The organism is Pseudomonas sp. IT-P2 (assembly GCF_949767575.1).
Classification (GTDB): Bacteria; Pseudomonadota; Gammaproteobacteria; order Pseudomonadales; family Pseudomonadaceae; genus Aquipseudomonas; species Aquipseudomonas pharyngis.
Window position 1 is genome coordinate 37,184 of record NZ_CATKQA010000008.1, and the last position, 15,153, is coordinate 52,336.

A 15,153-nucleotide genomic window follows, 5' to 3' on the forward strand; every position below is an offset into this window, starting at 1 on the left:
ATTTGCGACAACGGCCACAGCGAAACTCGTTTCGGTAGCCATTGCCGCGGGCTGTGCTTTACAGCCCTTCCAGCTCCGCCATCAGATCATTCAGGCGATCAACCTTCTCCTCGGTAATGTCGCTGGCCGCCAGTCCTTCGATGTACCCGGCCAGTTCCTCCACGGTGCTGCACTCGAACATCGCTCGCAGCGGCACATCCCGCTGCAAGGCTTTCTGCACCCGCGAGGCAATCTGCGTGGCCAGCAACGAGTGGCCACCGAGTTCGAAGAAGTTGTCGCGTACCCCGACCTTCTCGACCTTCAGCACCTCGGCCCAGATATCGGCCAGGGTGTGTTCCAGTTCGCTGCGCGGCGCCAGGTAATCCTGGCTCTGCAACTGGCCGATCTCCAGCGCCGGCAAGGCCTTGCGATCGAGTTTGCCGTTGGCGTTGAGCGGCAAGCGGTCGAGCCACAACCAGTGCAGGGGCACCATGTATTCCGGCAGTTCGGCGCGCAGGCGCTGCTTGATCCGCTCCAGGCGTTCGCTTTGGTTCAGTGCAGAATCTGCGGCCACCAGATAGCCGACCAGATGCTTGCCGTTGACGCCTTCCTGCACGCCGACTGCCCCGTCTCGGACTTCCGGTTGCTCGTGCAGACGCGCCTCGATTTCACCCAGTTCGATCCGGTAACCGCGGATCTTCACTTGATGGTCGACCCGACCGACGTACTCCAGCACCCCGTCACTGCGGCGGCGCGCCAGGTCACCGGTGCGATACAGCCGCTCGCCCGGCGCACCGAACGGACTCGGCACAAACACCGGCGCGGTGCGCATCGGATCGCTGACATAACCACGACCGACCCCGGTGCCCGCCACGCACAACTCGCCCACCGCACCCAACGGCACCAGATCCAGCGCGCCATCGAGCAGGTACAGCAAGTTGTTGTCGGTCGGCGTACCGATCGGCAGGTAACTGCCGCGAGTCGAGGCCAGGTCGACGCGGAAGAACGCCACGTCGTCCGAGCACTCCGCCGGGCCATAGGCGTTGACCAGACCTATCTGCGGATAACGCAGCAGCCATTGGTGCGCCAGTTCCGGCGGCATTGCTTCACCGGTCGGCAACATCCAGCGGAGACCGTCGAGGCTCAGACGATCCGAAGCGAGCATGCCCTGGATCAGCGACGGTACGCTTTCCAGCACGGTGATGCCCTGCTGTTGCACATGCACCAGCAAGCCTTGCGGATCGTGGGCGATGATGTTCGGCACGATGTCCACCCGCGCCCCGAACAGCGGCGCGGCGAGGAATTGCCAGACCGAAATGTCGAAACTTTGCGAAGCGGTCTGGGCGATCACATCGGTGTCGCTCAGGTTCAGGTACGGCACCTTGCTCAACTGGTTGTTGAGCATGCCTCGCTGCTCGACCATCACGCCTTTCGGCAACCCGGTGGAGCCCGAGGTGTAGATCACGTAGGCCAGATTATCCGGGCCACTGAAGATGCCCGGATTCGCCGATGATACCGCACCGGCCTGAACCTCTTCCCACACCAGCAGGCGTGGACGGTTGGCGCAGCTGAACTCATCGAGCAAGGTCGTCGCCTGTTCACGGCAAGCCTCGGTGCACACCAAAACAGGAGTGCGACTGAGCTCGATAATGCGTTGCAGACGCTGGCTCGGCAGACCCGGATCCAGTGGCAGGTAACCGGCACCGGCCTTGAAGCTGCCGATGATCATGCCCAGCAGATCCAGATTACGTTCGCCCAGCAACGCCACCGGTTGATCCATCTGCACCCCGGCCGCGACCAATGCATGGCCGAGACGGTTGGCGTTCTGGTTCAGCTCGGCATAGCTCAGTTGCTGATCGAGGCAACTGGCGGCAATGCGTTGCGGATGTTGTGCGACCTGCGCTTCGAACAGCTCGACGTAGCTCTGTTCCAGCGGATAGTCGTGCTCACTCTGGTTGCAACCGTGGAGCAGGAATTCCTGCTCATCAAAGCCCAGCAGCGGCAGGTCGGCCATGTCGCCATGGAAGCCATCGACCAGCGCCAGCAGCAGACGCTTGAACTCGCCGAGCATGCGCTCGATGGTCGACTCGTCGAAGTAACGCTGGTCGTAGGACAGATGCAGACCGAGGTCATCACCCGGATAGCACACGGCGGTCAGCGGGAAGTTGGTGTGGGTACGGCCCGAGTCCGAGGTCGCATTGAGGCTCTGCGCACGGTCCAGCACCGAGACTTCCACCGGGGCGTTTTCGAACACGAACAGGCTGTCGAACAGCGGCTGGCCTTTCGGCAGTTCGCTCTGCTCCTGAATGTTCACCAGCGGCAGGTATTCGTACTCGCGCAGTTGCATGTTGCTGTCGAGCAGACCGCTCAACCACTGGCGCACGCTGACACGCTGATCGTCCGCCGGGATCTGCACCCGCAGCGCGATGCTGTTGATGAACAGGCCGACGGTGCGTTGCATCTCCGGCATCTCCACCGGGCGTCCGGCCACGGTCACGCCGAACAGCACGTCGCGATCACCGCTCATGCGGCGCAGCACCAGTGCCCACGCCGCCTGGGCGAAGGTGTTGATGGTCAGTTGATGGGCCTGGGCCAGCTCACGCAGACGGGCGCCGTCCTCGACATTCAGTCGGGTGTAGCGGTCACCGACGATCATGCCGCCGCTTTCGCCGGCGTGTTCACGCAGGAACGGACGGTCGCTCGGGATCGGCGTGGTGCGCTCGAACCCTTGCAGGTTCTGCTGCCACCACTGACGCGCTTCGGCCAGGCTCTGGCGTTGCAGCCAGCCGATGTAATCGCGATAACGCGGCGGCACCGCCAATTGTGCTTCGCGACCTTCGCCGAGGGCCGTGTAGATCTCGAAGAAATCGTTCATCAGCAGCGAGCGGCACCAGGCATCGATGAGGATGTGGTGGTTGCTCATCATGAACCAGTAACGCGCCGCGCCGACCTTGATCAGACGCAGGTGGAACGGTGCCTGATTGAGCAGATCGAACCCGGCCTCGCGCTCGGCCTTGAGCAGCGCTTGCAGTTTCGGCTCTTGCTCGGCGTCAGCGATGGCGCTCCAGTCCAGGTACTCGATCGGCGTGCGCCCCGGCGTATGAATCACTTGCAGCATGTCTTCGCCGACGTTCCAGCAGAACGAGGCACGGAGCGCTTCGTGACGGGCGACCACCGCTTGCCACGCCTGGGCGAAACGCTCGGGATCGAGTTCGCTGTTGATCCGGTAGCGATCCTGCATGTAGTACAGACCGGTGCCCGGCTCGAGCAAGGTGTGCAACAGCATGCCTTCTTGCATCGGCGTCAGCGGGTACACGTCTTCAATATGCGCCGCCGGCACCGGCAGTGCGTCAAGTTGCGCCTGGGTCAGTTTCGCCAGCGGGAAGTCCGACGGCGTCAGGCCACCGGCCTCGTCCTGCAGGCAATGTTCGATCAGGCTCTGCAACTCGCCGACGTAGGCATCGGCCAGCTCGTTGATGGTCTGCGCGTCGTAGCGTTCGGCGCTGAAGGTCCAGCGCAGCAGCAGTTCCCCGCCATACACCTGACTGTCGACACTCAACTCGTTCGGCAACGGTGCGTGCGGATCGTGGGCGGCGCCGACCGACTCATCCAGTGGCCGGAACAGCGCGTTGCTGCCGAAACTCTGGTCGAACTGGCCGAGGTAGTTGAAGGTAATCGGCGCATTCGGCAACGCCGCCATGCTCTGACGGCTGGCGTCATCGGCCAGATAACGCAGCACGCCATAACCGAGACCTTTGTGCGGCACGGCGCGCAGTTGCTCCTTGATCGCCTTGATCGAAGCGCCCTGCCCCGCAGCCTCTTCGATATTGTGCGGGGTCAGGCGCAGCGGATAAGCGCTGGTGAACCAGCCGACGGTGCGGGTCAGGTCGATCTCGTCGAACAGGGTTTCGCGGCCGTGGCCTTCCAGTTGAATCAGTGCCGACGGCTGACCGCTCCAGCGGCACAGCACGCGGGCCAGCGCAGTCAGCAACAGGTCGTTGACCTGCGTGCGATAGGCGCTCGGTGCCTGTTGCAGCAGTTGCTTGGTGCGCTCGGCATCCAGACGCACGCTGACGGTTTGGGCATGGCGATTCTCGCGTCCGCCCTCAGGACGTTCGCACGGCAAATCGGCAGTCGGACCGGCCAGCTGCGCTTGCCACCAGCTCAGTTCTTCACGCAGGGATTCGCTGCCGGCGTAAGCCTGCAAGCGCGCCGCCCAGTCTTTGAAGGCGCTGGTTTTCGCCGGCAGTTTCACCGACTGATCGGCGTCGAGCTGGCGATACACGGTTTGCAGATCGTCGAGCAGAACGCGCCACGACACACCGTCGACCACCAGGTGATGGATCGCGATGAACAGCCGTTGCTGAGCGTCCGGCCCATCGACCAAAACTGCGCGCAGCAGCGGGCCCTGGGCAAGGTCGAGGCTGCGCTGGGCATCGGCGAACAGCGCCGCGCACTTGTCCATCGACGGCACGCGAACCTGCCACAGCACGGCGGCATCGGTCACCGGTTGATGGGTCGCCTGCCATGCGCCGTTGACCTCGCTGAAGCGCAGACGCAGGGCATCGTGCTGCTCGATCACGGCCAGCAACGCCTGTTCCAGACGGTGCGGTTCCAGCGCCACCGTCGGCTCCAGCAGCAACGCCTGGTTCCAGTGCTGACGCTCGGGAATCTCGGTGTCGAAGAACCAGTGCTGGATCGGGGTCAGACGCGATTCGCCCGTCACCAGACCTTGCTCGGCGGTCACGGCTTCACTGCGGCTGGCAACAGCGGCCAGGGTCTGCACGGTCTGATGCTGGAACAGATCGCGGGGGCTGAAGTGAATGCCCTGCTGGCGCGCCCGGCTGACCACTTGAATCGACAGGATCGAGTCGCCGCCCAGCTCGAAGAAGTTGTCGTTGAGACCGACCTGCTCGACGTTGAGCACCTCGCACCAGATCTGCGCCAGGGTCTGCTCCAGCTCGTTGCTCGGCGCCACGTAATCCTGACGATTGAGCTCCGGATCCGGCGCCGGCAAGGCGCGGCGATCGAGCTTGCCGTTGGCGGTCAGCGGCATGCTCGCCAGCAGAATCAGATGCGTCGGCACCATGTAATCCGGCAATTGCGTCTTCAGGTGCGCCTTCAGCGCGTCGCGCAGTTCGGCCTGCTCGGCTTCGCTTCGCGAAGCGACCTCGGTCACGAGATAGCCGACCAGTTGCTTGCCGCTCGGGGCATCCAGCGCCAGCACGACGGCTTCGCGGATCGAGTCGTGATCGAGCAGGCGAGTTTCGATCTCGCCCAGCTCGATGCGAAAACCACGGATCTTCACCTGATGGTCGATCCGCCCCAGGTATTCCACCAGACCGTCGGCGCGCTGGCGCACCAGGTCGCCGGTGCGGTACATGCGCCCGCCAGCGGCGGCAAACGGGTCGGCGACGAAACGTTCGGCAGTGATGCCTGCACGCTCGTGATACCCCACCGCCAGACCGGCTCCGCCGACGAACAATTCACCGGTCGCGCCTTGCGGCACCAGGGCCAGATCGGCGTCGAGAATGTAGGCCACGCGTTCACCGATCACGCTACCGATCGGCACACTGCCGGCGCCCTCTTCCAGCACTTCCGGCGCAAGGCTGGCCAGCGGCATGACCACGGTTTCGGTGGGGCCGTAAGCGTTGAAGAACAGACTCGGCTTGAACGCTGCGCGAATCCGTTGCAGGTGTTCGCCAGTCAGTGCTTCGCCGCCGGTGATGATCATCCGCACCGGCAAAACCTCGTTTTGCGTCGCGAGGAATTGTGCCAACTGGCTGCCGTAGCTCGGGGTGAAACCGAGAATATTGATCCGGTGTTCACGGATCAGGCCGCAGATTTCTTCCGCGTCCCACTGACCTTGCGCACGCAGCACCAACTGCGCACCGCTGAGCAGCGGCACCAGCAGACGCTCGGTGGCGGCGTCGAAGTTGATCGAATAGAAGTGCAGTTCGCAGTCGTCCGGACGCATGCCGAAGCGTTCGATCACCGCCTGGCAGTGCATGGCGATTTCACCGTGGGACACCACCACGCCTTTCGGCTTGCCGGTGGAACCCGAGGTATAAATCAGATAAGCCTGATGCTGCGGCAGGCTGATAAAGGCCAGCTCGGTGGCCGGGTAATCGGCCAGCGCGGCGCTGTCATCCTCCAGGCACCAGCGCGCCACGTTCGACGGCAGTTTGCCGAGGGCTTTGAACATCGCCCGGTCACTGAGCAGCAGGCCGACGCGGCTGTCTTCAATCATGTAGTGCAGACGGTCGAGCGGGTATTCCGGGTCCAGCGGCACGTAGGCGCCGCCAGCCTTGAGGATCGCCAACAGACCGACGACCATTTCCAGCGAACGCTCCAGCGCCAGACCGACCCGCACTTGCGGGCCGACACCGCGCTCACGCAGGGCCCAGGCCAGACGGTTGGCGCGGGCGTCGAGTTCGGAGTAGCTCAGGGTCTGCCCGGCAAAGGTCAGGGCCGGCGCATCTTTGCGCGCCAGCGCCTGCTCGGCGAACAGGTGATGAATGCACTGGTCGAGACGACGCTCGCCCGGCTCGACGCCAAGGCTGTCGAGCAATTGCTGTTGCTCAGGCGCATCGAGCAGTGGCAATTCGCTGAGGCGTTGCTGCGGGTCGGCGATCAGCGCTTCCAGCAGGTTGCGCCAGTGCTTGGCCATGCGCGCAATCGTCGGCTCGTCGAACAAGTCAGTGCTGTAGGTCAGGCAGCAACCAAGGCGATGGTCGAGGTCGGTGACTTCCAGGTTGAGGTCAAACTTGGTCGCCCGCGCATCGTTGGCAAGGTACTCGACGGTCATGCCGGCGAGCATGCGGCTCTGCTGGAACTCCCAGCGCTGCACGTTGCACATCACCTGGAACAACGGGTTGTACGCGGCACTGCGCGGTGGCTGCAACGCTTCAACCAGATGGTCGAACGGCAGGTCCTGATGGGACTGACCTTCGATCACGGTGTGGCGCACCTGCTCGAACAATTCGCCGACCGACATCTGGCCGTCGAGCTGGCAACGCAGCACCTGCGTGTTGAGGAACGCACCGATCAAGCCTTCGCTTTCCGGGCGGATACGGTTGGCCACCGGTGCGCCGATGCGCAGATCGGTCTGGCCGCTGTAGCGGTAAAGCAAGGTCGCGAGTGCAGCAGTCATGGTCATGAACAGGGTCAGACCGTTCTGCGCGTTGAAGGCCCGCACCCGCGCGGCGAGATCGTCGCTGAGGTCGAAACGGAACAGCTCGCCCTGGTGACTTTGCACCGGCGGACGCGGACGGTTGCCCGGCAGTTCCAGCAGCGGATGTTCGCGGCCCAGTTGCGCGGTCCAGTAGTCAAGCTGACGCTGACGCTCGCCGGACTCCAGCCAGTTGCGCTGCCACACGCTGTAGTCGAGGTACTGCACAGGCAGCGGTTCCAGCGGCGATTCGCGGTCATCGACGAACGCTTCGTACAGTGCGCTGAGTTCACGGGCGAAGATGTCCATCGCCCAGCCTTCAGTGACGATGTGGTGCAGGGTCAGGACGAAGTAATGCTCCTGCTCGGCGGTCTTGACCAGACAGGCGCGCAGCAGCGGACCGGTTTCCAGATCGAACGGCAAGTGCGCTTCGTCGTCGGCCAGTTGCTGGACTTTCTGCTCGCGCACGTCGGCGGCGAGTTTCGAGAAATCCTTCCAGTCCATGCGCACGCCGGTCTCGCCATGCACCTGCTGACGGGCCACGCCGTCGATGCTCGGGAACGTGGTACGCAGGGTTTCGTGACGCAAGATCAACGCTTGCAGCGCCGCCTCGAAACGCCCGACATCCAGCACGCCCCGCAGGCGCGCCATGCCGCCGACGTTGTACGCCGGGCTGTCCGGCTCCATCTGCCAGAGGAACCACATGCGCTGTTGCGAGTAGGACAGCGGCACCGGTTGGCTGCGATCAACCTTGTTGATCGGCGGCTGTTTGTTGGTGCGACCGCTGGCCTGGATCTGGCGGATCTGCTCGGCAAAATCACCGAGCTCGCTGTGTTCGAACAAGGCACGCAACGGCAGCTCGACGTCACAGGCCTGACGGGTGCGGGAGATGATTTGCGTGGCCAGCAGCGAGTGACCGCCGAGGGCGAAGAAGTCGTCGCGCAGGCCGACCTGTTTCAAGCCCAGCACTTCACGCCAGATCGCGGCGATTTGTTGTTCCAGCTCGGTAACCGGCTCGACGTGTTCGCGCACCTGCCATTGCGGCTCGGGCAAGGCGCGGCGGTCGAGTTTACCGCTCGGGCTCAGGGGCATGGCGTCCAGGCGCATCAGTTGCGCCGGGACCATGTATTCCGGCAGCTCGGCGGACAGTGCGGTTTTCAGGCGAGCGATTTGCCCGTCCTGATCTTCACTGGCATCAGTGGCGGTGAAGTAGCCGATCAGTTGCGGGCCGGCGACGGTTTCGCGCACCAGCACGGCGGCCTGGGCGACGCCATCCTGAGTGAGCAAACGGGCTTCGATTTCTTCCGGCTCGACGCGGAAGCCACGCAGTTTGATCTGCTGATCGAGACGGCCGAGGTATTCGATCACGCCATCGTTCGTCCAGAGTGCGCGGTCACCGGTGCGGTACAGACGCGCGCCCTGCTCGCCCAGCGGATCGACCACGAAACGCTCGGCCGTCAGCGCCGGACGGCCGAGGTAACCACGAGCCAGACCGATGCCGCTGATGCACAGTTCACCCGGCACACCGGCCGGCACTGGATTGAGATCGCTGTCGAGCACCCGGCAAACGACGTTGCCCAGCGGACGGCCAATCGGCGAACGCTCGCCATCCGCCACGCTGCAATGCCAGTGAGTAACGTTGATCGCGGTTTCGGTCGGGCCGTAACGATTGTGCAGCTGCACCGCCGGCAGTTGCGCCAGCACGCGGTTGCGCAGTTCCGCCGGCAGCGCTTCACCGCCGGAGAACACGCGGCGCAGGCTGGTGCATTCGGCACTCAACGGTTCGTCGATGAACAGCGAAAGCAGCGGCGGCACGAAGTGCAGCGTGGTCACGCCGTACTGCTGAACCAATTGCGCAATGCGATGCGGATCGCGGTGCTCGCCCGGGCCGGCGATCAGCAGACGCGCGCCAGTGATCAGCGGCCAAAAGCATTCCCACACCGACACGTCGAAACTGATCGGCGCCTTTTGCATCAGCACGTCGGTGTCGTTCAGGCGATAAGTGTTCTGCATCCATTGCAGACGTTCGGCCAGCGCCGCATGCGTGTTGCCCACACCTTTCGGCTGCCCGGTGGAGCCGGAGGTGTAAATCACGTAGACGAGATTGTCGCCGTGCAGATGCAGACCCGGTGCCTGGCTCGGCCAGTTCTCCAGGTGCAGGGTGTCCATGGCGATCACGCTGACGCCTTCGCTGGCCGGCAAGCGGTCGAGCAATGCCGTCTGGGTCAGCAGCAGTTCGACGCCGCTGTCGCTGAGCATGTAGGCCAGACGATCGGCCGGGTAATCCGGGTCCAGCGGCACGTAGGCGCCACCGGCCTTGATGATCGCCAGCAGGCCGATCAGCAGTTGCGGCGAACGCTCGGCGGCGATGGCCACGCACACGTCCGGGCCGACGCCCTTGTCGCGCAGGTAATGGGCGAGACGGTTGGCCTGGGCGTGCAGTTCGGCGAAGTCCAGGCTGCCGCCGTCCCACGCCAGCGCGGTGCGATCCGGGGTCTGACGGGCCTGTTCATTCAGCAGTTCCGGCAGCCATTGTTGCGCCGGGGTGCACGGGGCAATGCTCCACGCGTTTTGCTGAGTGTGTTCAGTGGCGGTCAGCAGTGGCAGGTCGCCGATGGCTTGGTCCGGACCTTCGCAGACAGCACGCAGCAGGTTGCTGAAATGCTCGGCGAGGCGCTCGATGGTTGCGGCGTCGAACAGCTCATCGGCATAGTCGAAGGACAGCGTCAGCCGACCGTTACGGTCTTCTTCACTCTGCAGTTGCAGATCGAACTTGGCCTCGCGGCTGTGCCACGGCAGTTCTTCGGCGAGCAGGCCCGGCAGACGTTTGAGCGCACTCAGGTCGCGTTGCTGGTGGTTGAACATGACCTGGAACAGACCTTGTTCGCGGGCCTGCGGGAAGGCTTCCAGCAGTTGTTCGAATGGCAGATCCTGATTCGCCTGAGCACCGAGTGCCGCCTGACGGGTTTGCGCCAGCAGTTCGGTGAACGGCAGACGCGAATCGACGTCGGCACGCAGCACCTGAGTGTTGATGAAGAAGCCGATCAGGCCTTGGGCTTCCAGACGCGGACGGTTGGCGTTCGGCACTCCGATGCGGATGTCGCGCTGGCCGCTGTAGCGATGCAACAGGCTCTGGAACGCCGAGAGCAGCAGCATGAACGGGGTGGACTGATAAGCCTGGGCCGTCTGGCGGATCGCGTCGCTGAGGCTCATTCCCAGACGAACGCTGTGGCGTGCGGCGCTGTGAATTTGTTTGGCAGAACGCGGATGGTCGGTCGCCAGTTCCAGAGTCGGATGCTCATCGCCCAACTGTGCTTTCCAGTACGCCAGTTGTCGCTCGCCCTCGCCCTGCGCCAACAATTGGCGCTGCCAGCTACCGTAGTCGGCGTATTGGGTTGGCAGCGGCGTCAGTTCCGCGCGCTGGCCTTGGGACGCGGCGGCGTACAGGCGCGAGAACTCGTCGATCAGCACGTTCAGCGACCAGCCGTCGGCGATGATGTGGTGCAGGGTCACCAGCAACTGGTGATCTTCGTCTTCGAGGCGCACCAGCGTCACCCACAGCAGCGGGCCTTTCTCCAAGTCGAACTGCGTGCGGGCTTCGTCTTCGCGGATCTGTTGTGCGCGGGCTTCACGCTCACTAGCCGGCAGGTCGCTGATGTCGATCAGTTGCAGGTTGAACTCCCCCGCTGCCTCGACCTGTTGCAGCGCTACTCCGTCGCGTTCGAAGAAGCGCGTGCGCAGGGATTCGTGGCGTTCGATCAGTTGCTGGAAACTGGCGCGCAATGCGTCTTCGTCCAGTTCACCACGCAGACGCAAGGCACCGGGAATGTTGTAGGCGCTGCTTTGTGGATCGAGCTGCCAGGTGATCCATAGTCGGTTTTGCGCCAGGGATTGCGGCAAGGCTTCGTTGCGCGACAGTGCGGTGATTTCGCCTTGGGCGCTGCCGCCGTCCTGTTGCTGCTGTGCCACGGCTGCGGCGAACGCGGACAGGGTCGGTGCTTCGAACAGCAGGCGCAGGTTCAGCTCCAGGCTCAGTTCTTCGCGGACCTTGGCGATCACCTGGGCGGCGGCGATCGAGTTGCCGCCGAGCAGGAAGAAATGATCGTCGGCGTTGACCTGGTTGACGTTGAGTTGCTCGGCCCAGACTTTGCCGATCAACGCTTCCAGTTCGGAGGCGGATGCCGTCGAGTCCAGAGCAATTTCCGCAGTGGCCGACGGGAACACCGCGTAGCTGTCGAGGCTGCCGTCGGCCAGACGATTGCGGCAGGCCGAACGTTGCAGCTTGCCGCTGGAAGTCTTCGGCAATGCGCCCGGATTGAGCAGCACAACCACGCTCGGTGCTTCCTGATACGCCTCGGCCACGGCCTGGCGAATGGCTTTGATCAATGCTTCGGGCGGGAGGATTTTCTGCACGCTGCGGCTGATTTCCGCCGCGATGCCGATGCCCTCCTCGCCATTCTGATTGACCGCAAACGCCGCAACGCGGCCCTTGCGCACCACTTCCACTTCGTTCTCGACAGTCTTCTCGAGGTCCTGCGGATAGAGGTTGTGACCGCGCACGATCAGCATGTCTTTCAGGCGACCGGTGATGAACAGTTCACCGTCGCGAATAAAGCCCAGGTCACCGGTGCGCAGCCAGGTCTGGCCGGCGTGCTGGACGAAAGTCTTGGCGCTGGCCTCGGGGTTGCGCCAGTAGCCGAGGGCGATGCTCGGGCCGGCAGCCCAGACTTCACCCACGGCGTTGTCGGCCAGTTCTTCAAGGGTGTTCGGCTCGACAATCAGCACCGCATGTTCCGGCTGGCTGATGCCGCAGCTCATTATCGGGCTGCCCTCGCCCGCTTCGGCGCGGTTCTGTGCGAGGGCTTGATCGTCGACGCGCAGTGCAGGAATCCCTTTGCCCCGCGGTGTGCCGGCGACGAACAGGGTCGCTTCGGCCAGACCGTAGGAGGCCATGAAGCTGCTTTCGCTGAAACCGCATGCGGTGAATTTCTCGGCGAAGCGCTCAAGAGTGTCGAGACGGATCGGCTCGGAGCCGGAATAAGCGACGCGCCAGCGGCTCAGGTCGAGACGCTCCAGCGCCGATTCACTGACCCGCTCGCTGCACAGACGATAGGCAAAGTCCGGCCCGCCGCTGATGGTGCCGCCGTATTGGCTGATCGCTTCAAGCCAGCGCAACGGCCGGCCGAGAAAGTACGCCGGCGACATCAGGATGCACGGCACGCCACTGAAGATCGGTTGCAGCAGACCGCCGATCAGGCCCATGTCGTGGTACAGCGGCAGCCAGCTGACGATCACGTCGTCGGGGTTTACGTCGATACCGAAACCGTGGCGGATCAGCAGTTCGTTGGCCACCAGATTGCCGTGGCTGACCTGCACGCCTTTGGGCAGCGCGGTGGAGCCGGAGGTGTATTGCAGGAAAGCAATATGGTCTGTCGGAAGGGCCGGCTCGACCCAACGCTCGGCCAGCGAAGCGTCGAGGGTATCGACGCACAACAGCGGCGGCGCGCCTTCGATTTGCTGCAGGGCGTCGCGCAGGTCGGCGCTGGTCAGCAGCAGGCGCGGCTCGGCGTCGGCGATGATCGACAGCAGGCGTTCCTGATGGTGACGCTTGGCGGACTCCGGCGGGTAAGCCGGCACCGCGATCACGCCCGCGTACAGGCAACCGAAGAATGCCGCGACGTAATCCGGGCCACTCGGAAACAGCAACACCGCGCGATCACCGAATCCGGCCTCGGCCTGCAACGCTGCGGCAATGGTGCGCGCGCGCTGATCGAGTTCGCGATAACTGAGCACCACAGCCTGTTCCTCGGTTTCGGCGAGAAAACGCAAGGCCAGCCGATCCGGCGTCAGGGCCGCGCGGCGCTGGAGGGCTTGGACCAGGGTGCTGGGGAGTTCGAACGCGTCGGTCATGAGGTTTCCTGCCTGAATTCGGCTTGCTGGTGGAATCGGGTTGACTGCGGCATGCCCGTGCAAGGCATGCGGGACACGGTCTTCGCCGACCGTGCAAGGCATTGGAATGCGGTAGGTCCGGAGCTGCGCACCCGGAGCCATTCACCAATGAGAACGGATGACGTCTTGAAATAATTAGTCGGCAGGCTGGATCGCCAACGGGGCTGGGCGCTTGTGCGAGTGCGGCGGCGTGTCGCAGTTCTCAGATCGCACTGTTATGGATCATTAGTTCTCTTTCTCAATTGACAATCATTATCATTCAACATAATTTGTCGCTCGATATGTAGGACGGCCCCGCCCCCAGGCGTCCCACTAACCTATTGGCAGCAAGGTGATTTCCATGACGGAACAAGTATCCACAAGCAGGTGCGATTCACCGCTACTTCAGGCATTCGTCGACAATCGACTGATTCTGGTCAAGATTGCAGCCCGCATTACCGGCTGCCGGTCACGCGCCGAAGATGTGGTGCAGGATGCGTTCTTCCGACTGCAGTCGGCACCGCCGATCACGTCGTCGATCAAGGCCCAGCTGAGTTATCTGTTCCAGATCGTGCGCAACCTGGCGATCGATCACTACCGCAAACAGGCGCTGGAGCAGAAGTACGCCGGCCCCGAGGAGGAAGGGTTGAACGTGGTCATTCAGGGCGCTTCGCCGGAAACCTCGCACATCAATTTCTCGACCCTGGAACACATCGCCGACGCGCTGACCGAGCTGCCGGTCCGCACCCGCTATGCCTTCGAGATGTACCGTCTGCACGGCGTGCCGCAGAAGGACATCGCCAAGGAACTCGGTGTTTCGCCGACCCTGGTCAACTTCATGATTCGTGATGCGCTGGTGCACTGCCGCAAGGTCTCGAGCAGTCGCGCTGATGCAGTGACCGCAAACCGTCGCTGATAAAAACCGGTCGCAAAAAAAGATCGCAGCCTTCGTCGAAGAGCTGCGATCTTTTTTGTTTTCAGCGCAATGTCACACCAGCGTGCACCGGTCGAAGAACCGCTCGCGACCGAGAATCATCAGCGCCGCGCGCTTGTGCGGGAAGTCGAATTCCTTCTCGCAGTGGAAGCACTGGTTGTGCATGTGGCCGATCATCCTCGCGTTGTCGGCACGGGGTTCGGCGACCACCCGCTGCGTGCGCGGATCATCCAGGAACAGGTAGTGCACCAGCGCCGACAGCCAACTCGCCACTTTGTGCGGGCCGCGATGATCTTCTTCCCCGACCAGCATGTGAATGCCGCGATCGTAATTGTCGGCATCGTAGAACGGCGCGATGCGATCTTCCTTGGCCCAGTAGGCTTCGAAATAGGCAAACGGCTGATCATCGAAACAACCGATCAGGGTCAGCGTATGCGGATCGGCGTCGAGTTTGCTCAGGTATTCGCGATGCTGTTCGAGGCTGCCCTCCTCCTGCCAGAAACTGGCGACGCGCGGACTGTTCTGCCAGCGATTGAAACGCGCCAGATCCTGCTCGATCTCAACCGTACGCAGGGAAATCCACGCACCGAGACGCGCATCGAAACGCCGATAAACCTCACCCCTCGGTTTCACCGGTCGCAGCGGATGGCGTTTGCCGTTGCTGATGACCATCTGCTGCGGGTAGCTGCCAGTCAGCGAAGCCCCAAGCCAGGGTTGCGGCAGTTGCCAGAACAGCGTGCGCTCGCAGCGATATTCACCCGCCACTTCAGTACTCACCAGCAAACCGCTGAGCAAGGCTTCGGTCGGCGGCTGATCCAGTTGCCAGATCAATTGCTGGCGCGCCGGATCCCGGGCAAACAGCCAATAGCAGGCGGCCCACAGCGCCTGGCCTGGTGGCAATGCAAAGCGTTCATCGATCTGGATCGGCCCCCGGCCTTCACGATCGAGGCGCAGGCGAATCAGCGGTTGCCCGTCCAGGCTCAGGCTCAGACGGCTTTCAGTGGCATCGGCTATCAGTTGACTGCCCGAAGGCAAGGCCAGGGCAGTCAGGTCATTCAGATTGGACATGGGTCGGGCTCACGATAATCGTCGACAGTTCAACGATGGGACGTGAGCCGGGGCGGGAAATTTAGGCCGGACG

General features: G+C 63.3%; 3 protein-coding genes. 1 reads left to right on the top strand and 2 read right to left on the bottom strand.

The window, feature by feature from the left end; translation table 11 throughout:
• Nucleotides 1-58 precede the first annotated feature (58 nt).
• The gene (locus ACM6JM_RS05635) at nucleotides 59-13,060 is read right to left on the bottom strand and encodes a non-ribosomal peptide synthetase (protein WP_414881435.1); all 13,002 of its coding nucleotides are present in this window, start codon (nucleotides 13,058-13,060) and stop codon (nucleotides 59-61) included.
• Nucleotides 13,061-13,439: 379 nt separating this feature from the next.
• Here ACM6JM_RS05635 and ACM6JM_RS05640 point away from each other — a divergent pair, with 379 nt between their 5' ends.
• Nucleotides 13,440-13,994 (top strand): RNA polymerase factor sigma-70, encoded by a 555-nt coding sequence (locus ACM6JM_RS05640; protein ID WP_011335256.1) that lies wholly within the window; start codon nucleotides 13,440-13,442, stop codon nucleotides 13,992-13,994.
• Nucleotides 13,995-14,066: 72 nt separating this feature from the next.
• Here the strand turns inward: ACM6JM_RS05640 and ACM6JM_RS05645 are convergent, their stop codons facing one another.
• Nucleotides 14,067-15,080, bottom strand: coding sequence for a GNAT family N-acetyltransferase (locus ACM6JM_RS05645; RefSeq protein WP_414881436.1), 1,014 nt, complete (start codon nucleotides 15,078-15,080; stop codon nucleotides 14,067-14,069).
• Between the last annotated feature and the right edge of the window lie 73 nt (nucleotides 15,081-15,153).